Below are 26,022 nucleotides of genomic sequence, written 5' to 3'. Positions count from 1 at the left end.
AAGGATGCGAAAACAGCCAAACTAAAGAGCATGAGTAGCACGCCCTGGGAGGTGAGGAGCTTGGCAAGATGCCGCAAACCCGTAAGCGCAAGAGACCTTGTAGCAGGCATGACGCATTAAACCTCCCTTGGACGCTGCAAAAAAATGGCGAAAAGAATGATTACGGATTTCAAAACTAATGACCAGGTAAAGGGAATCAGCAGCATATTGAAACTTGTGGAAATCACCTGCATGAGCAAGGCCCCGACAACAGTGCCGAGGATATTTGCCCGACCACCAGAGAAGGGCGTGCCGCCAACAACAACAGCCGCGATCGCATCAAATTCTGCGTTGACACCGACCTTACTCGGATCGCCCATGCCCAGCCTCGCTGTTTCGATCAGTCCGGCTAACCCGGCAAGCAGGGCGCTAATTATATAAACTATATATTTCACGCGCTCCGCACGGATACCCGCAAGCCGTGCAGCCTCCTCATTGCCGCCGACTGCAACGATATGACGGCCCAAAAGTGTAGAGCGAATACAGAAGAAAGCTGCCGCGATCGCTACTGCCGCAATTACAACTTGAATTGGTATAGAACCGAGATAGCCCTTTCCCAACGCTTCAAATGTCGGATTGACAAAAGGAACGAGCTTACCGTCCCCGATAACCTGAGCAATCCCACGCCATAAGATCAGAGCCGCCAAGGTGGTAATCAAAGCATCAAGTTTCAGACGCGAGATCAGAAAGCCATTGATAAAACCAACCAACAGAGCCGCGCTCAAAGCGAACAAGATGGCCACAGTCATCCCATACTTAATCAGCAATGCCACAATGACTGAAACCAATGCCATAGTAGAGCCAACCGTCAGGTCGATGCCACGGGAGGCAATGACAAAGGTCATACCAACGGCAACCAACATTGTTGTGGATACTTGCAGCAACATATTCAATGTGTTGCTAATTGTTGCAAAACGCGGTGTGAAGATGGCGTTGGCAACATAGAGAATTAAGAGTGCCGCAAATGCACCGAAGTTTGGGTTCCACAGGGTTCCCCAACCCAGATCGGACTTCTTGCTACTCATTTGTATTTTGCTCTGTTTGGGATTGTCCACCGACGGCTTCCTGACGATCTGCACCTTCTGCCATTGCGTGCAGAATTGCCTTGATGTTCTTCTGCTCGCCACTGAGTTCCGCAATTGACTGTCCGTCACGCAGGACGACGACACGTTGCGAACCTTCAACCAACTCTTCCACTTCTGATGAAATCATCAGAACTCCCAGCCCTTGCTCTGCTAGTTCGGCGATTAGCTGCTGGATCTCGCGCTTTGCACCAACATCGATCCCGCGAGTTGGCTCATCGAGGAGAAGAAGTTTGGTATTCTTACACAGCCATCGCGCCAGAAGCACCTTCTGCTGATTGCCACCCGATAGTTCGTGGATCTTCTGCTCGGCGCTGGCTGCCTTGATATCAAGACGCTGCATGAAACGCTCTACAAGTTCGCTCTGTTGTTTTCTGGAAACAATGCCCCATTGTGTAAGGTTCGGTAGGGCAGCAAGCGTGAGGTTTTCGCGTACCGAAAGCTCAGGAATGATCCCGTCCGCCTTGCGATCTTCAGAAAGGAAAGCTATGCCTGCGTCTATGGCATCATGAGGATCGCGCAGGCATAAAAGACTACCTTCGAGTTTTACAGTTCCACCTTCAAGAGGTTCAGCCCCGAACAAGGCACGCACCGTTTCACTACGACCAGAGCCGAGCAAACCCGCAAGCCCAACGATTTCGCCATGCCGCATTTCAATGGAAACACCATTGAGCCGTTTTTTATATTTGAGAGCTTCCGCCTGGAGCAGCACTGACCGACAAGGCGTGTTTTGCGAGTGTTCTGCAAATGCCGTGACTCCTTGGCTTACCTCTTCGGGTTTACGACCTAGCATAAAACAAACGAGTTCTAGACGAGTCAGCGAAGAGAGCGATCGCGTCACGATGTTGCGCCCATCACGTAGTACCGTGACGCGATCGCACACGGCGTAAAGTTCTTCAAAACGGTGGCTGACGTAGACGATGGATGTTCCTTGCGACTTTAGGCGACGCATGACATCAAAAAGAACAGAAACTTCAGTTTCCGTCAGCGAACTCGTGGGTTCATCGAGGATCAGCACCCGCGCACCAAAGGATATGGCGCGGGCGATCGCCACCATCTGGCGATGAGCAATATTGAGCGAACCAACCACTGAGCGCGGGTCGATATGCAACCCCAGGCGCTCCAGTATATCGGCGGCCTTAGTATTCATTACCCGTCTATCAATAATGCCGAAGCGATGCGGCTCCCTGCCAAGAAAAATATTTTCAGCAACGGTTCGCAAACCCACCAGTTGAATCTCCTGGTAGACGGCTACAATGCCTGCCGCCTGCGCTTCGGTCGGGTTCTCGAATGCAACGGTTTTCTGCTCGTACTCCATAACACCTGAGTCTCGCCGATAAGCCCCCGTCATAATCTTGATCAGCGTTGATTTACCAGCACCATTTTCTCCAACCAGTGCATGGATCTCGCCTGCCTTCAGTTCAAAATCCACGCCCCAGAGTGCTGGCACGCCGGAAAAACTTTTTTTTATACCTGTCATCCACAGGACATTTCGAGTTGCCTGATTCATCGGCTTTACCCAGTTTTTATCTTCATTGCCGAGAGTGGAGATCCTTCACTTCGCACTATAGTAATTTTTTGTCCATCGTGGAGGCTCAGGAAAATTCCAGGTTATCTTTTTTCTATTTTAGGGTGAGAACTACTTATACCAATTCTCTAAAATCCGGCAACATATTCAAACTCCGAAACCTAAACAATATCTGACTTTCTGAATTATGAATTACGAATTAGTATTAGGGTGAGAACTACTTATACTAATTCTCTAAAATCCGGCAACATATTCAAACCCCGAAACCCAAACAATATCTGACTTTCTTAATTACGAATTACGTTAGCGCCAGCGGCAAGCGACGCAGGAGCGTCATTACGAATTACGAATTAGTATTAGTATGCTTCATTTACAAAATCCTTGGCATTGGTAACATCGAAGAGTCTGTCCTTGAGAATAATCCTTGGAGGAATTTTCTTGTCAGCAAAATACTTTTCCATTGTGGCGAAAACAAGTGGGCCAAAACGCGGGTTTGATTCGACACTGACACCAAGCTCACCACGGATAATCGCCTCAAGTGCAGTTTTTTGACCATCGATTGAAGCAACCATCACATCCTTACCAGGCTTCATACCTGCGGATTTGAGAGCTTGGATAGCACCCAATGCCATTTCGTCGTTGTGAGCATACACTGCGGTAATGTCGGCACCCTTGGCCTGAATGATATTTTCCATTACACGTTGGGCCGCAGCCCGTGAGAAATCCGCCGTCTGCGTGGCGATGATTTTCATGTTGGGATAACTAGCGATCGCATTACGAAATCCCTTAGCCCGATCGATTGCAACCGATGAACCCGCTGTTCCTGTGAGTTCCACGATGGATGCCTTACCGTTGGTCGCTTGGGCTAGCCATTCACCAACGCGGCGCCCTTGGGCGATAAAATCCGACCCCAGAAAGCTGACGAAATGTTCGCCTGGTCTTCCTGCTGCTTCACGGTCGATGAGAAAAACTGGTATTTTTGCCGCTCTGGCTGCTTCGAGGGCGGGCGTAAGACCCTCATACTCACGTGGTGCAAGAAATATAACATCAACTTGTCGTGCGATTAGATCCTCAATGTCGGCAAATTGCTTCGATGTCTGCCCTTGGGCATCTGTCATCAGAAAATCATAAGTTTTCTGACGCTTGGCGGCCTCCTCCTTAATGCTGTTCGTTTCGGCAATGCGCCACGGCCCAATGTTCTCCGTTTGCGAAAATCCGACAATTTTTTTTGTTTTTTCGCGTATACAGGCAGACAGCGAGAAAGCCGAAACAACGATCGCAACGTAGGCACTAAATACCAACAACTTTGGCATATAAGCTCCGATATCTGAGTATCCAAAACAGGTTTTCTTCTTCATCGGCTTTGTTGTATGAAACAAAAAAAGACACTCTAACTCCCAGAATACTTTTACAACCTTGTTCTTCTCAGATTTAGCCTTGAGCAGCGTCAGCTTGAGAATGCCATCTTTGTATTTTGCTTGAACCTGTTCATTCTAAACGTGGATAAGTAGCAAAATTACGTGCTAAAACCTGCCATAGCGGAATTCAGTGCGGGTCATGCCTTTTTCTTCCGTTTTGACTTCTAATTTATGCTTTTATGCTCACCCGCGATCAATACTGCTTCTGCGGATACCTGCATCTTAAAACCCGGTTTTTCCAGACCGTTGAGGTAGTATTGCTATCTCACTTCGCAAATCGGGTATATCAACTCTTAAAATAAAAACAAAATACCCGATGAGTATACAGAAGACCTCTTGGCATTTGTGCTTTTTGTACTCTTGGGGAAAAGGGTAAAGGTTAAAGGGAAAAGGGAAAAGGTTAAAGGGAAAGGAAAAATTCTATTCCTTTACCCCTTCCCTTTTCCCCTTCTTGGAACCCCACCTTCCCCTTTTCCCGACAAATGCCAAGAAGTCTAGACTATTCCTGCGGTTTCAATCAAGAAACCAGAGATAAACTGCCATCTGTAAACTTGAAAACGATTTTCAGCACATCAATGACAATAATTTTAGGCACAAAAGATAACAAACAGTCAATATATACATTTCAATTGTTGACTGCAACTCTTTTTGGTGTTAGACACAGCTTAAAAGCCTAAACTTAGTATAGTACATGTGTATGATACGTAAATTCTAAATTATTTTCTTAAATACTAGATTTATGGATTCTTCTCAAATTGAAACAGGTGCGCCTCTTTCTATAGAAATTGCTCAGATTGCTTCACCATCAACAACACTCTCTCCTAGCTCAACACTCAGCCCTCGTATTCCTAAAGATGCTGTTCGCACCAGTTTGAGTGCTTCTACTATCGATGGTATTTTCGCAGCACTTTTCTCTATTGGTACTGGTGGAATTTTGCTAGGTAATTTCTTGGTAGGGTTAGATGCCAGTCCAGTGGTATTTGGTATGGTGAGTTCTATCCCGATGCTGGTAAATCTCTTTCAGCCGATGGGTGCTTATTTGTCTGAACGCAGCACTAGCCGTTTTCAGTATTCGCTTCGCACTCATGGGATTGGTCGGCTACTATGGCTGATTTTAGTAATTGGCATTTTTAGCTTTAGTTGGGGAGGGCTTAATTCCAACCAATTAGTGATATTGTCGCTTTTGATTCTCGTATGCAGCCATTTTTTAGGAGGACTAGGAGCCGCATCTTGGTTGAGTTGGATAGCAATGTTGGTTCCACGGCAATTACGAGGTAGATATTTCGGGCTACGCAATAGCCTTGCTAACTTAACCGAGTTGGTCGGTTTGCCAATAGCCGGTCTAGCCGTATCACATTGGTATGGGGGAGCTATTCAAGGTTATGGGGTGGTTTTGCTCTTAGGCATTATCTTTGGAATTGTGAGCTTGGGGTGTCAGTATTTTCAGGTTGATATAAATCCTCAACTACAAAATACTTATTATGCTAACTCATCTCAAACCAGTGAGATTCAGTCGGACTCGGCACCAAATGAACCTGGTGAGATATCTGAACCAATCTCTCTGCCGCAAATGCCAACTCCTCAAAACCAGATAGATAACAGCATTTGGAAGAACTCTAATTTTTTGGTGTTTCTACTTTATTTCGGCTCATGGACATTTGCTGTTAATCTAAGTGCCCCGTTTTTTAACCTCTACTTGCTAGATACCTTGAGCTTGGATGTGAGTTGGGTAACTTTCTACAACAGTCTGCGAGCAGGAGCACACATGCTAATGCTAATCGTCTGGGGTAGATTAGCAGATAAAATAGGCAATCGTCCGATTCTAATTTCTAATGGAATTCTCATTGCCGTCGTACCCTGGCTGTGGCTAAAGATGGGTTCTAGTCCTCTCGATCTCTGGCTATGGTTGCCGCTGTTACACATTTTTATTGGAGCTAATTGGGGAGGAGTTGACTTGTGTAACAACAATCTTCAGATAGAGATTGCACCAGTGAAAAATCAGTCTATATATTTTGCGATCGCAGCAGCTGTTGCTGGGGCAAGTGGTGCTTTAGGAGCAACTATCGGTGGCTTCATCGCTCAATTTGCTGGGTCTTTTGGCATAGCAGAAGTATTTATTGTATCTGGTGTATTACGATTAGCTTCACTTGTGCCACTCATTGTTAAAAAAGACTTAGGTAGTTAGGATGAAATCTCTTTGTTGCGGATATGAACACAAAAAGTTGTACTCAACTTTGAGATTTATCCACCTATAGGAAGAACTGCTAACTTATCTCTTTACTTTACAGTAAGAAAGATTTATAACTTAGTGACTAAGTTAATGTCAGTAAAGCAGATTCTATAAATCTGTTATTACATAAATCTGACTTTATTCGTTTTTTCGTAATGCTTAAGGTAGACACATCAAAAATTACCACCCAACAAGTTGAAGCTTTCGAGCGAGACGGTGTTATCTGCGTCAAAAATGTTTTGGATGACATCTGGGTAGAACGGATGCGAACAGCCGTTGATAAGAATGTATTAATCCCCGGCCCTTTAGAAGTTAAGGGCATCCCCAAATCAGAAGGTCATGTGGAACATAGCAGTAGCTTATGGCTCACTGATGCTGATTTTCGTGCTTTGGCTTTTGAATCTCCGCTAGCAACGCTCGCCGCTCAAGTCTTGAAATCAGAAAAACTCAACTTTTTGACTGACGGTTTCTTTGTTAAAAAGCCGAAAACAAACAGCCGTGTTGGGTGGCATAACGACCTACCTTACTGGCCCATACAAGGCTGGCAGTGTTGTAAAATTTGGTTGGCTTTAGATAGTGTCAACCAAGAAAATGGTCGATTAGAGTATATCAAAGCCTCTCATCGATGGGGCAAAGAGTTACGTGAAGGATCAAACCCTTCCTGGTTTGTAGAGCCAGAATCGCAGGAAATTTTATCTTGGGATATGGAGCCTGGAGATTGCTTGGTTCATCATTTTCTGACAATTCATCATTCAGCAACCAATATATCAACCACACAACGACGTGCGGTAGTCACAAATTGGACTGGCGATGATATTACTTATTATCACCGCCCGAAAGCATGGCCTTTCAGACCGATTGAAGAAATTGATTTGCCAGAATTGAATTCATTCAAAACCAAAAAACCTGGCGAGCCGATAGACTGCGATATATTTCCGAGAGTTGAACCGCATTACTAATTGGTACAAATGAATAATTCGATCGAGTTAGAAAATAATTTGTACTAGGGACTTGCAAAAAATAAATTATCCCAAATTATTTATAGATTTGTAGGGGCGCAAGACCTTGCGTTCCTACGACGGGATATTTTTTTAACTGAAAATTCTCTAATATTCAACTATCTACCGATTGTGTTTAGGTAGCCTTAAACTTTCTGTAAGTGAATAAATAGTTAAATAAACAATGATTAAGCCTCTATTAGTTAATACCTACGATCCCAAGGGAGGGGCGGGAGCTGCTCGTGCTGCTTATTGGCTACATCAGGAACTACTGAGGTTAGAAATTGATTCTCAGATGCTAATTCAAGATAAAAGAATAGCTGACTCTACTGTGGTCAGTTCTCCCAATAAGGTAGCCGAAACAATCTGGAAAGCTCGTCCGCTTTTAAATGATTTACCACTAAATATTTATAGAAATAGGCAACGTAACCCGACATTTTTCCGGCTGCAATGGCTCCCTAATACAGTTACATCGCAAATTGCTAGACTTAATCCAGACATCATTAACTTGCATTGGATATGTGACGGATTTATACCAATTGAAGCACTGGCAAAATTCAATAAGCCGATTGTTTGGACATTTCATGATATGTGGGCATTCACAGGTGGATGTTGCTATTCTCTAGGATGCGATCGCTATACAAAATCTTGTGGAAATTGCCCTCAACTCAATAGCAAGCAAAGCTGGGATTTATCTCGCTGGGTTTGGCAGCGTAAAATTAAAGCATGGCAAAATCTCAAGCTGACTATTGTCACTCCTAGTAATTGGCTTGCTGAATGTGCTAAATCCAGTTCACTATTTTCAAATAGTGACATCAGAGTTATTCCCAACGGATTAGATATCAACACTTATAAACCGACGGAGCGTCAAATAGCCAGAAAGTTACTTAACCTCCCACAAAATAAGCAACTACTTCTATTTGGAGCAATTAATGGAACTGGCAATCCCAGAAAAGGATTTGAACTATTGCAATCAGCGTTGCAAAAACTCAGTCAGTCTGAGTGGAAAGAGCAGATTGAATTAATTGTTTTTGGTTCATCTCAACCTCAAGAGGCAGTTGATTTAGGTTTTAAGGTACACTACTTAGGCAAAGTTGACGATCGAAATAAGCTCGCACTTCTCTACTCATCTGCGGATGTCATGATTGTGCCATCGATTGAGGATAATTTGCCACTGACTGCTTGTGAATCCCTGTCCTGCGGCACACCTGTGGTTTCTTTTGATTCAACGGGACTCAAAGATATAGTTGAACATCAAAAAAATGGATATCGAGCGCAATGTTTTAGTTGTGATGACTTAGCAAATGGGATTATCTGGGTAATAGAAGACAAAGAACGGCATCAAAAACTTGGCGCGAACGCTCGTGAAAAAGCCGAACAAGAGTATCCGAGCGAGCTACAAGCATATCGTTACTTATCCCTCTTTGAGGAAATGCTTACGCATTAATTTAACAACCACTGACTAGGAATTAAAAACCTTTTAAAAGCGTTGCCCTACAGTCATTTGGGTATCCTATGGCGGGCGTTGGCAAAGCGATCGCAATCTCAACCGACTTTTAATTAACGTGAGTTCGATGAACCTCTCCCTCCCAATCTCCCTCTCCCACGGGGAAAGGGAGGAGCAACGAGAAATTAGGGTTTTGGCTCCCCCTCTCCGTGTCCAAAAAGGGTTGGGGGAGAGGTCAAAAAAGGGCTTGTCGAACTCACGTTAATTAGCGATCGCTCTCCTACCCACTACAAGCAGAAAAATTTATACCGAGAAATTCACGAGCAATTCTGCAATACCTTTTGATTACTGCCCAACGTTTCATTGATAGCCGTGATTAATAACTCATCTAAAGGGATTCCCACTGCTTTCGCCATAGAGGAAATCACACTTTTGGGGGCAAAAGAACAATACAATCCAGCTTCTAAAAACCAAGGTTGTCCCTTTGGGTCGATGCGGAAGTCAAATAAACTGTAGTGGCGACAACCCAAAGCCTGATGACACTTCTTAGCCACTTGCTGAACCTTTTGGGTCATCGGGTCGTTCGGGTCTACAATCCAAGACTTTTTATTATCTTTAGCAGCGAAACCCAAGTTGCCATCCTCTGTTTGTTGGAGTTTATCAGCATGGCTGCGGATGGGTTTGGAGTGGGGGTCTAACAGATACTCTTCAAGGGGTAAACCCACTAGTTCTCCGTCTTTGACAATGATGCCGCATCTAACTTCTCGCCCGAGTTCGATGAATTCTTCTACAATCACCTCTGAAGCATATTCAAATGCTTGCTTAAGAGCAGTGTCATAGTCAGTAGCCTCTTTGACTAAAGCCATCCCTAAAGAGTTATCGGAACTTACGGGTTTGACGATCGCTGGAGGTGTAATTGTCGGAACGTCTCCTTGGCGAAGCAGTTCTCCACGAGGCACTTTTACCCCTGCGGCTTCAACAATTGCTTTAGCTCTGCCTTTGTGCGCCGTTATTGCCATGATATCTGGAGTATTGCCGATGTAAGGGATCTTCAGCAAGTCGAATAAAGCCCGGTATTCAGTCATTCCAGGGATACAAAACATTTGTGGTAACACGAGGTCAATGTTTTGTGCTGTTAGAAACTGTATGGCATCAGCCAGAGTCATCGGTTTAGTATCAGCAATATCTTCAGGGCTGAGGGAGGGAGGAAATCGCCATTGGCGATCGGGTGTGATATATGCAATCTGAAATTCATAGTGCGATCGATCTGCCGTTGCCGCGAGACAGTCTTGAGCATAAAGGCGTGACAAATCACAGTAAAAATCGTTGTATGCAGACCCAACTAAATGAAGGATACGAAGTACTGGCATGATTTATCTTCCTATGTAGTATTAGAATTTATATAGCGGTTCTCAGTTGAGTGGGCCATGAGAACCCCTCTTTGCAAGCAAGGCTACGGTCTATACACATCTTGGTAATGAAACCCAAACCCTGGATTTACCCCCCTTAATCCCCCCTTGCCAAGGGGGGAAATAATCCGGTTCTCCCCCTTGGCAAGGGGGAGTTAGAGGGGGTGGTATGTACACCGTATGCAAGCGAGGAAGGGGCTATGATATACTGAATTCTTCTTTAATTTACAAATTATTTAATCGCCACCTAATTCCACCAGTTTGCCAATGTTGAAGTCTATTTTTACCCATCCTTTGAGTTGTTGGAGATTCTTGAGTAAAAGTAAGGGAATCTGCCAATGATGCAAAGTCAAAAATGGTATAGGGTCATCAAGACTGTAAATAGCATCAGTGCCCCGCACTAGAGTATTAACCGATGTTTGCAATTGTTTCCAAGAACGAATACCAGTTAGTCGCCAGATTTCGTGATATAGAAAGTAAGTCGGCTTGCTACTTGCTAGGGGTTCCAGAGGTGCAGCTAGGGGAGTTTTACCAAGATAGGCGTCTGCAACACCGGGGTGATTGTAGAACATTGTGATTGCCGAATGGGTACGAGGATTGCATTCAATGGCGTAAACTGTACCGTCTTCAGCTTGGATAAAGTCGAAAGAAACTTGTCCAGTCAGTGCCAAACTCTTGACGAAGTGTTGCACCCATTGACGAATTTGGAGATTTTCGACGTTTTCGTAGTTGATTTGAAACGCAGAAGAGTTTGAACAGCAATGCAATCTTAATTCCCCATCCCGCACTGTACTATGTGTGCATAATTCAATACCCGGAATAAACTCTTGCATAATCCAAGGTTTTTCTGGACTGATGGGTAAACTGTTGACAAAGGCTGCTGTCTCTTCTGGGGTGTCGCAGGGAAGTTTGGTTAAATTTAAGCGGCGAACGGAGTCGTAATCAATACTTTTAAGAATATATTTGCGGGTTTCTTGACTAAAATCGAAATTGATAACTTGTTGAGGATCTGTAATTTTAAACGATTTAGGGACAGATAAGCCAAGCGATCGCGCCCGATCGGTAAAGGCAAATTTATCATCCAACATTTTGGTGATATCTGGATCGAAGTGGAAAACTTCGCAGTATTCTGATAATACAGGCTTTGCTAAAGAGTCATAATAGCTAGCTACAGGACTGCATACAGGTACATAAACGTCAACCTTTTCTTGCTTGACGATTTCTACTAGCGCCTGGATATAACCTTCTGGGTCTGATTGCGGAGCCGTAACTGTATAAAAACGACTCACCGCTTTTGAGAATCTATGACCAGACAACCAGTATTTGTGACCTTCAATCAAAATAACTCTGTGTCCTGCGGCATGGAAAGAGCGGGCAAGTTGCAATGCTTTAGTCATCTTGGCTCCGCTCACCAAGATAGTCTGAGGATGAGTAGCTACAACAGCTTTTTTCGGAAACGGCAAACGCACAATGCCCCACAGCAAAGATATCAATACTATCAAAGCATTGAACGGCAAGGCTATTAGTAATAATGTCAGAGTACCGAGAGTTTTGAATAGAGCTACTACCTTAACCCGAACACCTGTTGATGATGTTGGAGATTCAGGCAGAGATAAAGAAATTGATTGTGCCATAAGTCTTTCCTTTGTGTTTATTGTAGAGACGTTGCATTGCAACGTCTCTACAAACTTTGTTACACCACGCGTCTAATTAGCGTTATACCATCTCGGATGGGTAATAGAACTTGCTCGACACGAGGATCGGCGGCGACAACGCGGTTGAACTGAGCGATATCGCTTCACCGTTGGCGGTGCGTTGTTCGGGTGGTAGGTAAACTTGTCCCTGCAACAAAGTGTTATCCACACAGATTAAACCGTCGGGAGTCAGTAAGTTACTATCCAACACGATCTGGAAGTAATCTACATACTCTTTTTTATCGGCATCAATGAAAATCAGATCGAATACTTCTTTTCTAGCAGCCAGCTTATGGAGTGTTTCTAAAGCAGGTGCTACTTCCACAACGATTTTGTTGCCGTGGGGAGACTCACTAAAGCAAGCTTGAGCAAATTCAGCAACATAAGGATCTACTTCGCAACCGATAAGTTGCCCATCACTTGGTAATGCTTCTGCCATTGCTAAAGCTGAATACCCTGTGAACATTCCTACTTCTAGAATGCGCTTTGCTTTGGTGATATGAACAAACATTTTCAATGTCTGTCCTTCCAGATGTCCTGAGAGCATTTCTTGCTCTAATTGACGCACTGTTTCACCATCACTGAAGCGTTTGCTCCAGTCTTCAATGCTTGTTTTTTGCGCTAATGCTGTTAATGCACTCGATTCCGGGGTGGTGTAATCATCCAAGTAGGGATCTAAACCCGCCGCTAATTGAACTCCCTGCCGTAAAGAATCTAATATCTCTACGGGAATGTTCTTCTCTTGGGCTAATTTGAGGGTTTGCTGTAGCTGGGCTACTAAGATGCTATGTGGCGTTATCGGTCTAGCTGTTTCTCGCCCTAAAACACTTGTCATATCTTCACACCCCTACTAGCTTGCCTTTTTGACTTTCAATGTATGCGTCAACCCCTTCTCCGCCACGAGGGTATTTAGTACAAAGACGTTTGTGTTCAGCTAAGGCAGCATCAAGTTCTTCACGAGTCAGATCGTTGGCAAAGAAGCACTCACCAATCGGACGAGGCATAGCTGCGCGTTGTTTGCCATCTCGTGTCAAGCTTATAGACTGAGTAGCATACCAGAGCAAATCCCCATCTAAAAGAGGATGATCGAGTGATAAACCGATACGACTCATCAAGTCTAGGATGCGATCGCGCTCTTGTGTTGAGATATAACCGCGTTGTGCTGCAATGGTTGCAGACAAAGCCATATCTATATTGACCGCATGACCATGATATAGAGGTATCTGAGGTGCTAATTCTAGGGTAGGACTCCAAGTGTGACCGTAGGCGATGACGCGATCGAGGTCTATTTCATGCAAGTTAGGAGTCTCTAACTCCAACATAGTTTTGATTGCTTCATAGTTGACTTTATGAGCAATCTCTTTAATTTCCGGTGTTGCATTCACATATCCAAAGTGAGTCGAAAGCAGTTCTTCGCCATATTCGTATAGCAGTTCAAAGACTTCAGAGTTAGAAACTACCGCAATTTTCACCAACTCTGCCATCCCATTGCGAACTTGAGCGGTTGGCAAGGTTTTCAAGAATGAGAAATCTAAGATTACTTTCAAAGGCGCATGATATGCTCCTAAGCGATTTTTTTCCTTACGATGATTAACTGCAACCTTAATCGCCACACCTGCATCGATTAAACCAATCAACGTGGTAGGAATGCGGATATAGTTGCTCTTGCGACGGTAAGCAGCACAAGCAAATCCAGCCACATCAGTAACTAGACCACCACCGACAACTAAGACTGGTTCTTTACGAACTAAGCCGAAGTTAGAAAAAGCGTCAACAATTTTTTCAAAAGTTGCCAGGGTTTTAGCCGGTTCTGTAATGATGATCGGAAATACTGTCAGTTCAATGTCATAGTGTCTAAAATATGACCTGATTTGATCGCCATAAAGTTCATTAACATTGGCATCAATTACAATCAGACAGCGACCAAATTTTGCGTAGCTATCTGCAATTTCTCGGTTTTCAATATCAAATGCACCGTTCACATAGACAAGACTAAAATCGATTTTTTCGTAACCTTCCACGTGAAACGCAGTTTCGGTAGCTTCAAATGATGCTTGAACTTTATTCATGTGTGTTGACCTGATTTCAATTACAAAATTGTGAGATTTCGGTAATAGTTGCGATTTACCTTTATGAATGCCAGCAAACAACTGTGCTTTTTATCTTTTTAGATAAAAGACAGGAAAAAATTAGCTTTTAATAAAAAGCTAACGTTAATTACTGACTGGCAATGTTTTTAAACACACCATTCATTTGAGTAAATTCTGTAGATGGGTTAATCCTTAATTCGGCATAACCTCAAACAAGTCAACTAGCCTAACTAGCAGTATGTTTGCACAATACTTGCCTGCTTTTTCTGTGGATTGTTGACTTTAAATTTGGGAAATTCATCTGAATTCAGATTTATTCCGCTACATATAAATATAGTGGCTTTCCAACTGTACGATTCTGCAAAAACTCTAGCCTAGACAACTTATTGTACCGTTGCTCTCCAAGCTTAAATTTGAGATTAGAACCATGATTAATCGTTATTTTGCTGTTTATTAGCATTAGTCTCAAACCTTATATTACTAAACTCGCTACATTCTGTTTGTTTCAGAATAACAGTGGAATTTTAGGAAGTTTACCTGAATTTTTATTAACTCCACTATATTTTTCTCTAGCAACTTGCCGATCGTTAAACTTTGCAAAACTCTGATCTTAGTAAACTACTCATATTGTTGATCATTGTCTATCTCTAGGCTGACATTTGATATTACAGAAATAATTAATCCTCATCTTGCTGTTTTTTTTACATTAGTTTCAAACCATAAAATGCCTAAAAACAAAGATGATTCGCTGCATTCTATTCAAAATATCAGTAAAATACCTCTTTTACTAAGTCAATTTACTGCTCAGTAATCAACATACCTACATCAGCAACTCCTGAAAATTCAGAATTTAAATATATTTAAGTTCCTAGTAACAAAAGTTTAACTTTTTTAAGGAATGTTTGTGTATGTTATGGGTTTCTAAGTTTGCTTAAATTGCCTTCTTAGACCTAAATTAAGGCTTTTCAGCTTAAACCAGCAATTAATTTACTAGTTGGTAACTGAAAACTTCAACACAAATCATAACATTACATTAATACAAATCATAACATCTGTAAATATATTTAAGTCAATCCACCATGCGAAGTGGACTGGATAACTAAACATCTAAAAGAGTATGTCTTAAGATAGATGCTTTATACAAAAATATATGAAACAAAGCTATATCTAATATTGTGTCCGACTAAAGACTTATCATTTAGATCGTAGATCGCATTTCTTGCTGGGATAAAGAGGCTTTTGGGATTTTTGCACAGATGCGGTAATCATCAGTAATTAACCGGACTTGATATAACAGATATCTGGTGAATTTACAGCTATTTTCAGGTAAATAGACCACGCAGTAGGGGTGCAAAACCTTGCACTCCTCCGATAGGTGTGGTTCAAATACATGATTTCTGCTGTAATTATGGGTTATGTTGGTCAAAATTCGTCGCTTTTGTTGGTTATAGATGCACGTACATACAATGTTTCACTTTTGCAGGCAGATTCACGGGTAAAAGCTCGCAATTTCCCGAATGAACTCAACAGTAAACTAATTCACATAGATAGTAAAATATTGCCACGATATGCGATCGCCAGTGGCGTACTCTAAGACATTGTGGAATAAACCTGTTTTGTCACTCTTGGAAAATAATCGAAGCAAGATTCTGAAACTATGATTGAGTCAACCTTTGAGCCTCTATTTTCTAATAGTAACTATTTGTAGCCAAAACTTGAAAATTCAAGCTCTGAAAGTCTTTCAGCGATTGGGTTCTCCCAAAGTTACAAAATAAAGATAAGTAGGTCGGCATGAATATTTATAGTTGAGATGAGGCAAAAGGCAGGTGGTCACTGTAGCGTAGTCATAAAGCCTGTGGCATAGCTACGCAAAGGGGCGCAGCCTCTCTAAAAGTTGTGAGGCAGAGGGCAAGAGGGAAGAGGGTTTGAGTCTATTTAATTTTTCTTAACATAGTTTTATTTTTCCACACCGCTCTACTTACACGCTGTTTTATATCATATCTGCGTTCAAAAATTACAATGTTACTGTTATGCTAGATAGCTGTCAAAGGAGGGAATGAGTGCGATCGCTTAGTTGCTTTACAAGAAAAAGTTAAGTATTTATAAATATTGGGATTGAGTTCATAATTAAAGGGCAACCTTAACATAAATAACTCTTAACCTAAGCGTATTGAGTTATGGATTTTAAAGAGTTGCTCAAGAGTTGTGCTTGAGTATTTATCGCAAAAAAATCTATTTAAATTGCTTTTTATAAAATCTTAAGATTTATTAACTTAGTTTAAAAAATCTTGGTATTGACTTCAGAATGTTAAGAGCGATCGCTTTGTAAAGGTTAGTTGATATTAGTTGTCAAATTGCTGGTGAAGTTAGAAACTAAAGAAATACAACACACGCAATTATTTTATGACTGCTATTTCTAACATTGAATTCAAACGGCCAATTTGGCAAACCGCGATCGTATTGACCTTGGGCTTTTGGCTCAGTGCTAGTCTAGTTTTAGACTGGGTAATTATGCCTAGCCTTTATCTTTCTGGGATGATGAGTCAAGCTGGTTTTACGACAGCAGGCTATACGATTTTTTGGAACTTCAATCGGATGGAATTATTATCGGCTGCTGTAGTGTTGACTGGGGCACTAGCTTTGAGCAAAACCCGATATCACTGGAGTATTGGCAGTATTGTTTTATCTGTGCTGCTGCTGACTATCGCTGTGCTTGACACCTATTTCTTAACTCCGCAGATGTGCGCTATAGGAATTCAACTCAACCTATTTGAAGCTGCTGCTGCTATTCCATCGACAATGAATTTACTACACGGTAGTTATTGGCTGCTGGAAATAGTGAAGCTGATAGCTGGTGGTACACTTTTAAGCTGGTGCTGGCGGGAGCAATTTTAAGAAGATGGAGAAAGTATAACGGTGAGAATGTCCACTTATAAATCTCACTCTGAAGACGCAAAGAAATTCTTTGCGTCTTTTTGCGACATATATCTTATGGGTTGATGAATGTGATGTTTACGACAAGCTACGCCTAAGCGTACAATTTTGTATTTATATTTGTGATTTTTCAAACTTAAGATTTTTCGGTTAAATTGCTACCAGACAATAATTCAGTTTTTTCTAAGTGTAATTCCATAAGCAAACATATAATTATCTTTTACTATACATTTTCAGCTTTCCCAGACATTTAAACAAATAAATATTTATAACAATTTTCTGGAAGATGATATTAATTAGTTTTCATGTTTACTTTACTGATTTATCATGAAGTTTAGATGTTTCTACTAATTTTTTTTGAAAATTATAGTAATCTAAGTTTTAGTGAGTATGTTACTTGTTATCTACCATCTAGCTGAAAGCAAGTATTTTGCATGGTATCTACTACTAATCAAGAATTTCCCTGTAAGTTCTTGAATTTGTCACTCCAATTTGTGCAGGGTGGCTATTTGGTTCACACAACATTAAAACCCGTTTCCAGTACTTATGAAGAGATTCCCTTCTGCTGATTTAGTCGCCTGCGCATCTCACCACACACCATCATGGCGGCAATTATCAGCAAACTCATTCTTGGGCCGAGGTTTACCATTATTGTTGTGCAAGCGATCGCTTTGCCAAATCCCAAGACTAAGAGTTGCTCTACAATCACAAACTTAAGTAAGATATTGAACTTTTGGAATGCTTAGTTTTGAATAATACTTTTTTGATTGTGAAGTTGCCCTCAAGAATAAACTTCTTGAAAAAGTACCCGACGACTTTCGTCACGGATATAAAAACATACTTCATCAGCGCGGAATTAATGCTTATAAGTCTTGATGGAGAAACATTTACGTTTACATTACAGTAGATTTTGGTCACTCCAGACTTTAGGATTAGGGACAAAAAACTTTTGCAAGAGAATTCAAGTATCTATAATTTTAGGCGACAAAATACGGATAACAATGATACTTTTGTGACTGATGGGCGAGAGCCAATGGTCTTTGTGTGGCACTTGAGTTACTGTTAGATTGGCTAGATTAGCTAAAGATACAGAAAACCAATCTAATTTTTGAAATACTATATCCTGGCAACTAGTCGGGCAATTTTGCTATTGGTCAGTAGCATTAATTGGTTTAGTTGTAAGTTGTGGATTATAGCTTAACAGAGATTGGTGAATTAAGAGTAGGGGGGTGTGGAATCTCTGTACTAACTCAAATATGACCGCTATATTTATCTGAACAGTGCTTTCAACAAAGTCACGTGAATTCCAAAAAGGTAATTCACTAATTTTGCCTGCAAATGTTAATTTTATTTCAGAGCGATCGCAATGAAGACACTTCCAATTAGTAGATACAGATTTTTTCAAAAGCTCCAGCCCCTACCTTTGTTGAAAAAAATCACTGGTAAGTCGGTTACTGGTTGTTTACAAGTGTTTAGCACATCAGGCTCTTGGTCAATATATGTAGATGAGGGGAAACTAATTTATGCCAGCTACTCAGAGAAAATGTTTGAGCCGCTTTACCGAAATTTGCAACGTTTGAGTCAGCAAATTTCTACTCTTCCTGACGGAATCAAAGATCAGTTGCGGGCGATATTTGAAACTGGTATTGAAAATCAAGCGATACCGAACCCAGATTATCTGGCTATTTGTTGGTTAGTAAATCAGAAATATATCAGTTCTTCTCAAGCAGCAATGCTGATAGAGCAATTAGCCCTAGAAGTTATAGAGTCATTTCTAAATTTAGAGGAGGGAAGTTATGAATTTATTCCTGAGAGTTTTCTAGATGATATGCCAAAGTTTTGTCATCTAAATGTTCGTTTATTAGTTGAACGATGTTTAACGCCCCAAAATGAGGCGGTTTATCGTCAAACATCACCAAGTTATCAATCGGATACCTCACAATTTTTCCGAATAAATGAGCTACAATCTAAAGCCAAAACTACGCCAAAGTTGCCTAAAATACACGGCTCTAAACCAGCAGCTTACTCGATTAATACTAATGCACACAGGGGTCAGCAAATCATCCAACCGCCTGCTGACAGAAAAATCTACACAATCTTGTGTATTGATGACAATCCTACGGTATTGAATGCTATTAAAAGTTATTTAGATGAGCAAACCTTTTCTGTTATCGGAGTCACTGATTCCTTAAAAGCTCTAATGCAGATTATCCGTATAAAACCCGACATAATTTTGTTGGATATATCAATGCCTAATCTCGATGGATATGAACTCTGCTCTTTGCTGCGTAAACACTCATATTTTAAAAATACACCTGTGATTATGGTGTCAGAAAAAGTAGGATTTTTAGATAGAGCTAAAGCGAAGATGGTGAGAGCATCAGGCTATTTAACTAAGCCTTTTAAACAAGGAGATTTACTGAAAGTCATTTTTCAGCATATTGTTTAATTTCTTAATCTAGCAAGTCACTCTATTTAAACAGCCTATTGTTTTAGATATTTAAGGTTGAATATTATCTGCTTCACTATCATTATAATTATAGAATGTTTGATTTAGTTAAAGTTAATTAGTCATTTTTTTATAGAGTAAAATTAATCCAGCAGAATTCAGAATGGGCTGCGCCCCGCTGTGCTAACAGAATTCAGCAGTAAAACACGCTTTATACCTGGGTAACAGATTTAGGGACTTCCAAAGAAAAAAACATTCAATTTTTATTGTGGGGTGGGCGTCTCGCCCGCCCAATGGTTAGGGCGGACAAGATGTCCACCCTACAAGATTGAATAATTTATTTCTTGGTAATCCCTTAGCTGATGTACCTCGCCAACTTGAAATCTGCTACACAAGTTGTTAACAGTGACAAATAATCAGTTAATCTATATATTTTTTAAAATTGGTATTAGTTACAAGCCCTAATCGATAAGTCGGTGGAGTTATTTTTCCTGAAATGTCCAGACTCCTTCATCCCAATCTGATTCTGTTGGGGGTGATTGTAACCAATGCTGACAACGCAACAGATGCAACATAGCAGCTTTGTCTTGGCTGTCTGCTGCCAAAACTAGGGCAAATTCAGCTCTAGCACGGTTAAAATCGCGTCTGAGGTAATATTCGCGTCCTTTGTGATAATGCTCAATCACTTGCAATTTTTCGCTTTCAATTGGATTGGAACGCAAACCCAGTAATTCGTATATGGCTACTGGTTCGTTTCTACCCTTGACACGAATGTAATCTAGTTCCCTAGCCCAAATATTATCTTGGCAAGGTTTAAAAGTGTTATGGCTAATAATAATATCGCAACCATACTGTTTACTAACACTTTCTAATCGAGAGCCAAGATTAACGCCATCACCAATGGCGGTAAATTCCATCCGTTTACTAGAGCCAATATTCCCACTAATCACGGTATCTGAGTTGATGCCAATACCGATTTTAATTCTAGGCTTATTATCTATATGGCGACGTTGATTAAATTCGCGTAGGCGATCGCGCATTTCTAAGGATGTTTGTACTGCCATCCAAGCGTGTTCTTCTAATGGTAGAGGAGAACCAAATACAGCCATGATGGCATCGCCGATATATTTGTCAAGAGTACCTTTATGTTTAAAGACTGCCTCCACCATTGATTCAAAATATTCATTGAGCATACTCACCACTTCTTCTGCTTCTAAGTTTTCTGTTAATGTGGTGTAGCCGCGAATATCGGAAAATAAAATCGAAACTTCTTTGCGATCGCCTCCTAGTTTAGCGTCATCTAATTTCAGCAATTCTTCGGCTAATTCCTGGGTCATATAGCGGTACATCGTACTCTTGAGCCGCTTTTCATCACTGATGTCTTCCATCACTACCAGCGCCCCCCGGACTTGCTCTTGGTCGCTAGCATCGGCTATTGTGTTAATCGATAAATTGATACTATGTTGTTCTGTACCAGTGCTGATAAGTGTGCGATCCGGGTAATATTGTTGACGACCTTTTAAGTCAACTGCATGTAAAGCATCCTGATACCACTTGCTAAAGTCGCCTTCTTTGATGCCGATCGCGTCAGTAACTAATTTACCTTCTAAACGGTCTTCTGGCTCCAGTCCTAGCAAACGCTTGGCACTTTCATTGGCGGCGATAATTAACCCAGTTTTATCAGTGGAAACCACGCCATTGGAAAGACTACGCAGAATATCCCGTTGCATTTGTTCTTGTTGCTTGACTGTGGCAAACAACTGAGCATTTTGCAGCGCGACTCCCGCTTGAATATTAAAAGCTTCCATAAACTCTTCATCGTTGCGGTCAAAGCTAGCTTGGAAGCAGTCGGGAGCTTTGGGCCAATCAGCTGGATTATAAGGGGGAAAATCCCCGGATTTCTTTTTATTTACGAGTTGGGTAACACCAATCAGTTGTTGATCGGCATTAAATACTGGCATACAAAGCAAGCTACAAGTGCGATAGCCATTTTGCTGGTCTAGTTTTTGGGCTGTCTCTGAGTCAGGATCGTAGTACAAATCAAAGCCAATATTTAGCTTTTTGCCAGAAGCCGCGACTATCCCAGCAAAGCCTTTACCTACGGGGACTCGTAACTCTTTGGTTGAACCATCATCCTGAGTGATTTTCGTCCACAATTCATGGCGATCGTGGTCTATTAACCATAGTGTACTGCGATCGGCATTCATCAGTTCCTTGGCTTCATCCATCACCCGCTTCAGAGTGTCTTCTAAGTCAAGACTACTTTGAGAAAGTGACTTGATTGCCTTCATCAGCGCCGCTACTGCTCTTTGTTTTTGAGTGGCTACATAAAAAGAGCGTGAGGACTCTAAAATCAGACAAATCGAAGGAGCAAATTCTTGAAATAATTGTTCGTCAGCACGGCTAAAACCTCTGGTATCAATGCGCTCTGCAAGTGAAGCATCATAATTATTCTTAGATTTTAATTTATTCAGTAATTGCACTACTGCAACTAATTGCCCATGTTCATTTAAAAGTGGCAAAGCTAGCATGGTGTAGGTGCGATAGCCAGTTCTCTTTTCTTGTTCTTGGGCAAAATGCGATCGCGGATCGTTATAAAAATCAAAGGGAATATTGATAACTTGCTTGAAAGTGGCGACTTCACCACCAATACCTTTATTAGCGGGGATACGAATTTCTAAAGAGCGACCGCCCTCGCCCTCAGCTAGAATTGACCAAAGTTCTTGTTTTTCTTCATCCAATAAAAATATAGTCGTTCGGTCTGCCCCTAGTAATTCTCCGGTTTTCAAGGTAATCGAATGCAACATTTCTTGCAGAATGGTTTCAAACCCATGAGAATCCAGCATTGATAGGGTTTGATGGACAATCTGTAATTTTTGCTCGACATCCTTAACGACCTGTTTAAAAGTATCTTGAGTCAGGGGAGCAAGAAACGTAGAAAAAGTTCCTTGTCTTGTGGCAAGAGCACCCACAGGAGCAGAATTTGCTGTTAATTCGAGGTTTTCTTGGTTGTTACCACCAATAATTAAATCGGTGGTTTCCCCATAACTTCCTTGATACGCTGACATAACTGGTATTTTATCTAACAGAATGAGGTTTTAGATTTAACAATGAGATTAAATTTATGTAAGTGGTGTTAAAAGCAACAATTGCTTGACATTATCCATAGTTTAATCGCTTGTTTAGCCAGCGTCATCCTGTGAATAAACGCTCAAGTTGATTACCAACAAGCATGGCTTGACCAAAACCCCTTCCCACTGCCATCAGTAGGGGGTTAGACCCCTCACATAAACGAGAAAACAATATTTTCCACAGGCGAGAGATTGTTAGTGTAGCCTCATAATATTTTCTAGAAACAGACTAATGAGCATTGCTGTATCCGTAAGATATAGTCGATTTATCTGAAAATTACTGCGAAGTTTAAGTAATTATACGCAATTTTTACAGCGACTGCGATCGCTTTTTGTCGCAGATATGTTAGCCGGAAAAAGAAGTGCTGAGTAAAAAATACTAGTACAGCTCATAAACCACTCTATTTGCCTGTTGTGATGCCTGTGTCCAATTACTAGAGCAAACGCATCTTATTTTCTAATAAAAACTAAACATATAAAAGCACATTTTTGCATCAATCTTTTTGGTCTATTCACTCCCTTATTTACATAAAATCATTCAGAATCAGAACTCGAAAAAGGATTTGTACAATAGAAAGAATAAGGATTATCATAATCACGATAGTGAGGTACTGTAAACTTATTATTATCTTCAGAAGCTTTTATTCGGCAATATGGTTCTAAATTGAGGTCTATCATATAATCGTTACCACCTCCTAAAGTAGGTTTAACTTCTTTGGTTTTTTTTGAAACTGAAAAATGACAAACCCATCGATGTACTGGATAAGCATGTGGTTTGTTTGTTAAAATCTCAGCCCTTCCTGGTTTGATATTATCTCCTTTACTCTTGTCAAAAAGAGAGTTATTTTTAGCATATTTTTCCATCTGCACTACTATAGTACTGTGCTTACATACTTCGTTCATTTCCATTTTCTTGTCAGCATTTTTCTTGTTGTACTCTTCATTAATGTATTCGCTAAAAACAGGCGTATATCTCAAATAAATTTCCCTTTTAGATATATTTTTATTTTCATCTTCTATTGAGTATTCACAACTAAATGGTAATAAGTTTACATTCTTACTATCCTCGAATGCTTTATAAGAACCAGTTATAGCCCCTGATTTGTTCTTGTTTTCTAATTCTTCTTCTATCAGTTTTGTGGTCTCTTGACATATTTTATTTTGGTAAGTTGAATCGGAAATTTTATTGATTATAAAATTCTGATATAAATTCCCACTAGTTAAAAATATAATCAAAAAAATTAATGAATTGGCAATAAAAGGGTGATTACTTAAAAAATGTGCAAAAAATGTACTATTTATAAACTTAAAATAAGGTGAATTAGGAAAAATACTATTAAATAAGTTATAAACAATATTATTTTGCTTAGAAGAATTCGGGTCTGGTGTATTAGAAAAATTCGGGTCTGGTGTATTAGAGGAATTCGGGTCTGGTGTATTAGAGGAATTCGGGTCTGGTTTCTTAGGTGTATTGGACATAACGTTAATTTTTAATTCTCTGGATATTTTTTCATTTAATTTAAAACATTGAGAATAAGAAAAACTTAATCTAGTTATCAAAAGTGATGCTCATGCAAATACATTGAGTCTAATGACGACCGATTTTGTTAAAATCCCTATCTGCTTTAATACAATCTACCTTTATTAACGTGAGTTCGATGAACCTCTCCCCAACCCCTCTCCGAGGCGGAGAGGGGCAAAAATATTCTTAGTTGACAACGAAAAAATTAGGGTTTCAAAGCCTCTCTCCCTGTGGGGGAGAGGTTTGGAGAGGGGTTTTTAGAGCCGTCGAACTCACGTTTATTAACTCATTGTAAGTGCCATCAATCATATCGATTCGGCAGTTATTAAACTCGTGATTTTCAGTCACAGTAATTTCTTGTTCGTTGTAATAGTTTTCACTATTCAGACTTGAATACAAATCCTAAATGGTTTATTACGTTTTGCGAGAAAAAAATCTATCTTAGGGAATAGTGAGAATGAGAGACCATTTATACAGTAAATCTTTAAGCGGCTAGACGATGTAGGATAATGCGAGCCATAACAACATATATAGTACTGGCGTGGCAAGGCTAAATTGTTGCAAAAAAATTGTAGGTTGGCTTGAGGAACGAAACCCAACACTCCGATCAATGTTGGGTTGAGCAACGCGAAACCCAACCTACATCTAACGCACTATTTTGAGCTTGTCACGCCAGTAGATAGCATTACATACTTCCCACACATCAGTTGTGCGTTCGCAAAGCATCTCCCCTTGGGAGAGAATACCCTCCAGATTTGGCTGCTGGAATCAGAAGAGCGAGAATTTCCCATTCTAAGTCGCTAAGGTCGGTAGAATAAGCTTTTGCAGCCATTGCGTACTAAATACATACACTGTCTTCAAAGTATCCTATCTTTGCGATTTACCTTAACCCACCACCTTTATATTTACTTTATAAATAGCCTCTAAGGACTAAAGTCCTTACTACCAACTTGCTTATCCATCAATTTAGTCTTGACAGAGTACTACTAGCTTATAGATATTTATTTTTCTACAGATAGAGTTAATTAAAAATATTAAGCACAATATTATCTCAGTCAAACATAAATATAAAATCAGATTCAATCTTTGAATTGAACCCATATATTAGATGGGCTGAAACATTCACCCTCTTATTGGAAATCCACAGGATTATTTTAATGAAAAAATTAAAGACTCAAGTATTTTTAGGTTTGACAGGTGCATTTTTAGCAGTCGGATCTTCCAGTTTGCTAGCTAGAGAAATTCCTATACAGAGTATATCAAACCTCAGAAAGTATTTATTAGCGCAATTAGAAACTAATCCAAATGTCAATGAATATTTGGAGAAAAATAAACCAGAAAGTTATAAGGCTCTGAAAAAACAGTTAGATGCAGCAATTGAGGATGCAAAAAGACCAAGTGAAGATAAAGTAATAAAAAATCTTTGGTCATTGTCAAAAACTAATCCTCAAATCAAGTGGAGAGAAAATAACGGCAAAATTGAATATCTAATGGCGAGTTGGAAATATGTCAAAAACCCAACCGAGGATTGGAAGGTAGGTACAAAAAAAAGCATAGAGGCACGGACTTGGTTAACAGCCGTTCCTCAAGTTAAGGAATTTTGTCAAAATTGTAAGGGGATCGGTATAAATATTCCCGGTAATATTATGCTTTCTCTGAGGTTACAGCAGTATTTAGGCTTAATTTTAAATAGAAATTCAAATAAGACGCATTTTGTCGAAATGTGGGTGAAAGCTGAAGATTTAAGTAGACCATGTGTCGATCCAGAAATTAATGATTCTAGTTGTAATGTTTTTGAGATCCCGATTCCTGCTAGTTATCCGATTTTGCAAGAGATATACACAACTTCTTATGCCGTTGCTAGTCAAGAACATTATCCTTGGACGGGTTTAGGTTACACCTATGATTGGGGAAATCCGAAAAAACCTCGTGAAGGAGCTAGTGAATTTCTGATCGACGGAACTAAAGAAAAACCCATAGAAGTAGAAGTTGTTTCAGTCACCGCGACGAAAGAATATTGTAATAATCAATATTTAACGCTAAAAGATTAG

15 protein-coding genes and 2 pseudogenes are annotated in these 26,022 nt (G+C 40.6%); 7 read left to right on the top strand and 10 right to left on the bottom strand.

Annotated elements, in window-relative coordinates:
- Positions 1-116: 116 nt before the first annotated feature.
- The 3 genes from NSTC731_RS12645 to NSTC731_RS12635 form a co-directional block, all read right to left on the bottom strand.
- Complete coding sequence (locus NSTC731_RS12645; RefSeq protein ID WP_445631108.1) at positions 117-1,064, bottom strand: ABC transporter permease; 948 nt, start codon at positions 1,062-1,064, stop codon at positions 117-119.
- Positions 1,057-2,631 (bottom strand): sugar ABC transporter ATP-binding protein, encoded by a 1,575-nt coding sequence (locus NSTC731_RS12640; protein ID WP_445631107.1) that lies wholly within the window; start codon positions 2,629-2,631, stop codon positions 1,057-1,059. Before NSTC731_RS12640 ends, NSTC731_RS12645 begins: the two co-directional genes overlap by 8 nt.
- Positions 2,632-3,005: 374 nt before the next feature.
- The gene (locus NSTC731_RS12635; RefSeq protein ID WP_445631106.1) at positions 3,006-4,007 is read right to left on the bottom strand and encodes an ABC transporter substrate-binding protein; all 1,002 of its coding nucleotides are present in this window, start codon (positions 4,005-4,007) and stop codon (positions 3,006-3,008) included.
- A gap of 799 nt (positions 4,008-4,806) precedes the next feature.
- Here NSTC731_RS12635 and NSTC731_RS12630 point away from each other — a divergent pair.
- The 3 genes from NSTC731_RS12630 to NSTC731_RS12620 all read left to right on the top strand — a co-directional run bounded on the left by NSTC731_RS12630 (position 4,807) and on the right by NSTC731_RS12620 (position 8,742).
- Positions 4,807-6,252, top strand: a complete 1,446-nt coding sequence (locus tag NSTC731_RS12630; RefSeq protein WP_445631105.1) for an MFS transporter — start codon at positions 4,807-4,809, stop codon at positions 6,250-6,252.
- A 200-nt stretch (positions 6,253-6,452) separates the two neighbouring features.
- Positions 6,453-7,256 carry a phytanoyl-CoA dioxygenase family protein gene (locus NSTC731_RS12625; protein WP_445631104.1) on the top strand — a complete coding sequence of 268 codons (804 nt, stop codon included), beginning with the start codon at positions 6,453-6,455 and terminating at the stop codon, positions 7,254-7,256.
- A gap of 223 nt (positions 7,257-7,479) precedes the next feature.
- A complete protein-coding gene (locus tag NSTC731_RS12620) occupies positions 7,480-8,742 on the top strand; it encodes a glycosyltransferase family 4 protein (RefSeq protein WP_445631103.1) in 1,263 nt (420 codons plus the stop codon).
- 317 nt (positions 8,743-9,059) lie between these two features.
- Here NSTC731_RS12620 and NSTC731_RS12615 read toward each other — a convergent pair whose 3' ends face one another.
- The 4 genes and pseudogenes from NSTC731_RS12615 to NSTC731_RS12600 all read right to left on the bottom strand — a co-directional run bounded on the left by NSTC731_RS12615 (position 9,060) and on the right by NSTC731_RS12600 (position 13,914).
- Positions 9,060-10,112, bottom strand: a complete 1,053-nt coding sequence (locus NSTC731_RS12615; RefSeq protein WP_445631102.1) for a D-alanine--D-alanine ligase family protein — start codon at positions 10,110-10,112, stop codon at positions 9,060-9,062.
- A 275-nt stretch (positions 10,113-10,387) separates the two neighbouring features.
- Positions 10,388-11,785 (bottom strand): ATP-grasp domain-containing protein, encoded by a 1,398-nt coding sequence (locus tag NSTC731_RS12610; RefSeq protein ID WP_445631101.1) that lies wholly within the window; start codon positions 11,783-11,785, stop codon positions 10,388-10,390.
- A gap of 59 nt (positions 11,786-11,844) precedes the next feature.
- Positions 11,845-12,680, bottom strand: a pseudogene (locus NSTC731_RS12605) (O-methyltransferase).
- A gap of 4 nt (positions 12,681-12,684) precedes the next feature.
- On the bottom strand, positions 12,685-13,914 hold the full coding sequence (locus NSTC731_RS12600) for a sedoheptulose 7-phosphate cyclase (RefSeq protein ID WP_445631100.1): 1,230 nt from the start codon (positions 13,912-13,914) through the stop codon (positions 12,685-12,687).
- Between the two features lie 1,411 nt (positions 13,915-15,325).
- Here NSTC731_RS12600 and NSTC731_RS12595 point away from each other — a divergent pair.
- The 3 genes from NSTC731_RS12595 (at position 15,326) to NSTC731_RS12585 (ending at position 19,318) form a co-directional block, all read left to right on the top strand.
- Positions 15,326-15,529 carry a hypothetical protein gene (locus NSTC731_RS12595; protein ID WP_445631099.1) on the top strand — a complete coding sequence of 68 codons (204 nt, stop codon included), beginning with the start codon at positions 15,326-15,328 and terminating at the stop codon, positions 15,527-15,529.
- An 809-nt stretch (positions 15,530-16,338) separates the two neighbouring features.
- Positions 16,339-16,830, top strand: coding sequence for a hypothetical protein (locus NSTC731_RS12590; RefSeq protein ID WP_445631098.1), 492 nt, complete (start codon positions 16,339-16,341; stop codon positions 16,828-16,830).
- Between the two features lie 1,405 nt (positions 16,831-18,235).
- The gene (locus tag NSTC731_RS12585) at positions 18,236-19,318 is read left to right on the top strand and encodes a response regulator (protein ID WP_445631097.1); all 1,083 of its coding nucleotides are present in this window, start codon (positions 18,236-18,238) and stop codon (positions 19,316-19,318) included.
- A gap of 482 nt (positions 19,319-19,800) precedes the next feature.
- On the opposite strand, the gene NSTC731_RS12580 is transcribed toward NSTC731_RS12585, so the two are convergent.
- The 3 genes and pseudogenes from NSTC731_RS12580 to NSTC731_RS12570 all read right to left on the bottom strand — a co-directional run.
- On the bottom strand, positions 19,801-22,386 hold the full coding sequence (locus NSTC731_RS12580; RefSeq protein WP_445631096.1) for a GAF domain-containing protein: 2,586 nt from the start codon (positions 22,384-22,386) through the stop codon (positions 19,801-19,803).
- Between the two features lie 597 nt (positions 22,387-22,983).
- Entirely contained in the window at positions 22,984-23,928 is a 945-nt protein-coding gene (locus tag NSTC731_RS12575) for a hypothetical protein (RefSeq protein WP_445631095.1), read from the bottom strand.
- A 706-nt stretch (positions 23,929-24,634) separates the two neighbouring features.
- Positions 24,635-24,803 (bottom strand): annotated as a pseudogene (locus NSTC731_RS12570) (transposase); the annotation flags it as partial.
- Positions 24,804-25,128: 325 nt separating this feature from the next.
- On the opposite strand from NSTC731_RS12570, the gene NSTC731_RS12565 reads away from it, so the two are divergent.
- Entirely contained in the window at positions 25,129-26,022 is an 894-nt protein-coding gene (locus NSTC731_RS12565; protein WP_445631094.1) for a hypothetical protein, read from the top strand.

This window comes from Nostoc sp. DSM 114167 (assembly GCF_052692655.1).
The sequence above is the reverse complement of the archived record's forward strand: the minus strand, read 5'-3'. Positions and strand labels throughout refer to the sequence as shown.

What these genes read in the sequence shown, in the direction of transcription:
- NSTC731_RS12645 (WP_445631108.1), bottom strand. Translation starts at nt 1,064, where the DNA reads ATGAGTAGCAAGAAGTCCGATCTGGGTTGGGGAACCCTGTGGAACCCA.
- NSTC731_RS12640 (WP_445631107.1), bottom strand. Translation starts at nt 2,631, where the DNA reads ATGAATCAGGCAACTCGAAATGTCCTGTGGATGACAGGTATAAAAAAA.
- NSTC731_RS12635 (WP_445631106.1), bottom strand. Translation starts at nt 4,007, where the DNA reads ATGAAGAAGAAAACCTGTTTTGGATACTCAGATATCGGAGCTTATATG.
- NSTC731_RS12630 (WP_445631105.1), top strand. Translation starts at nt 4,807, where the DNA reads ATGGATTCTTCTCAAATTGAAACAGGTGCGCCTCTTTCTATAGAAATT.
- NSTC731_RS12625 (WP_445631104.1), top strand. Translation starts at nt 6,453, where the DNA reads ATGCTTAAGGTAGACACATCAAAAATTACCACCCAACAAGTTGAAGCT.
- NSTC731_RS12620 (WP_445631103.1), top strand. Translation starts at nt 7,480, where the DNA reads ATGATTAAGCCTCTATTAGTTAATACCTACGATCCCAAGGGAGGGGCG.
- NSTC731_RS12615 (WP_445631102.1), bottom strand. Translation starts at nt 10,112, where the DNA reads ATGCCAGTACTTCGTATCCTTCATTTAGTTGGGTCTGCATACAACGAT.
- NSTC731_RS12610 (WP_445631101.1), bottom strand. Translation starts at nt 11,785, where the DNA reads ATGGCACAATCAATTTCTTTATCTCTGCCTGAATCTCCAACATCATCA.
- NSTC731_RS12600 (WP_445631100.1), bottom strand. Translation starts at nt 13,914, where the DNA reads ATGAATAAAGTTCAAGCATCATTTGAAGCTACCGAAACTGCGTTTCAC.
- NSTC731_RS12595 (WP_445631099.1), top strand. Translation starts at nt 15,326, where the DNA reads ATGATTTCTGCTGTAATTATGGGTTATGTTGGTCAAAATTCGTCGCTT.
- NSTC731_RS12590 (WP_445631098.1), top strand. Translation starts at nt 16,339, where the DNA reads ATGACTGCTATTTCTAACATTGAATTCAAACGGCCAATTTGGCAAACC.
- NSTC731_RS12585 (WP_445631097.1), top strand. Translation starts at nt 18,236, where the DNA reads ATGAAGACACTTCCAATTAGTAGATACAGATTTTTTCAAAAGCTCCAG.
- NSTC731_RS12580 (WP_445631096.1), bottom strand. Translation starts at nt 22,386, where the DNA reads ATGTCAGCGTATCAAGGAAGTTATGGGGAAACCACCGATTTAATTATT.
- NSTC731_RS12575 (WP_445631095.1), bottom strand. Translation starts at nt 23,928, where the DNA reads ATGTCCAATACACCTAAGAAACCAGACCCGAATTCCTCTAATACACCA.
- NSTC731_RS12565 (WP_445631094.1), top strand. Translation starts at nt 25,129, where the DNA reads ATGAAAAAATTAAAGACTCAAGTATTTTTAGGTTTGACAGGTGCATTT.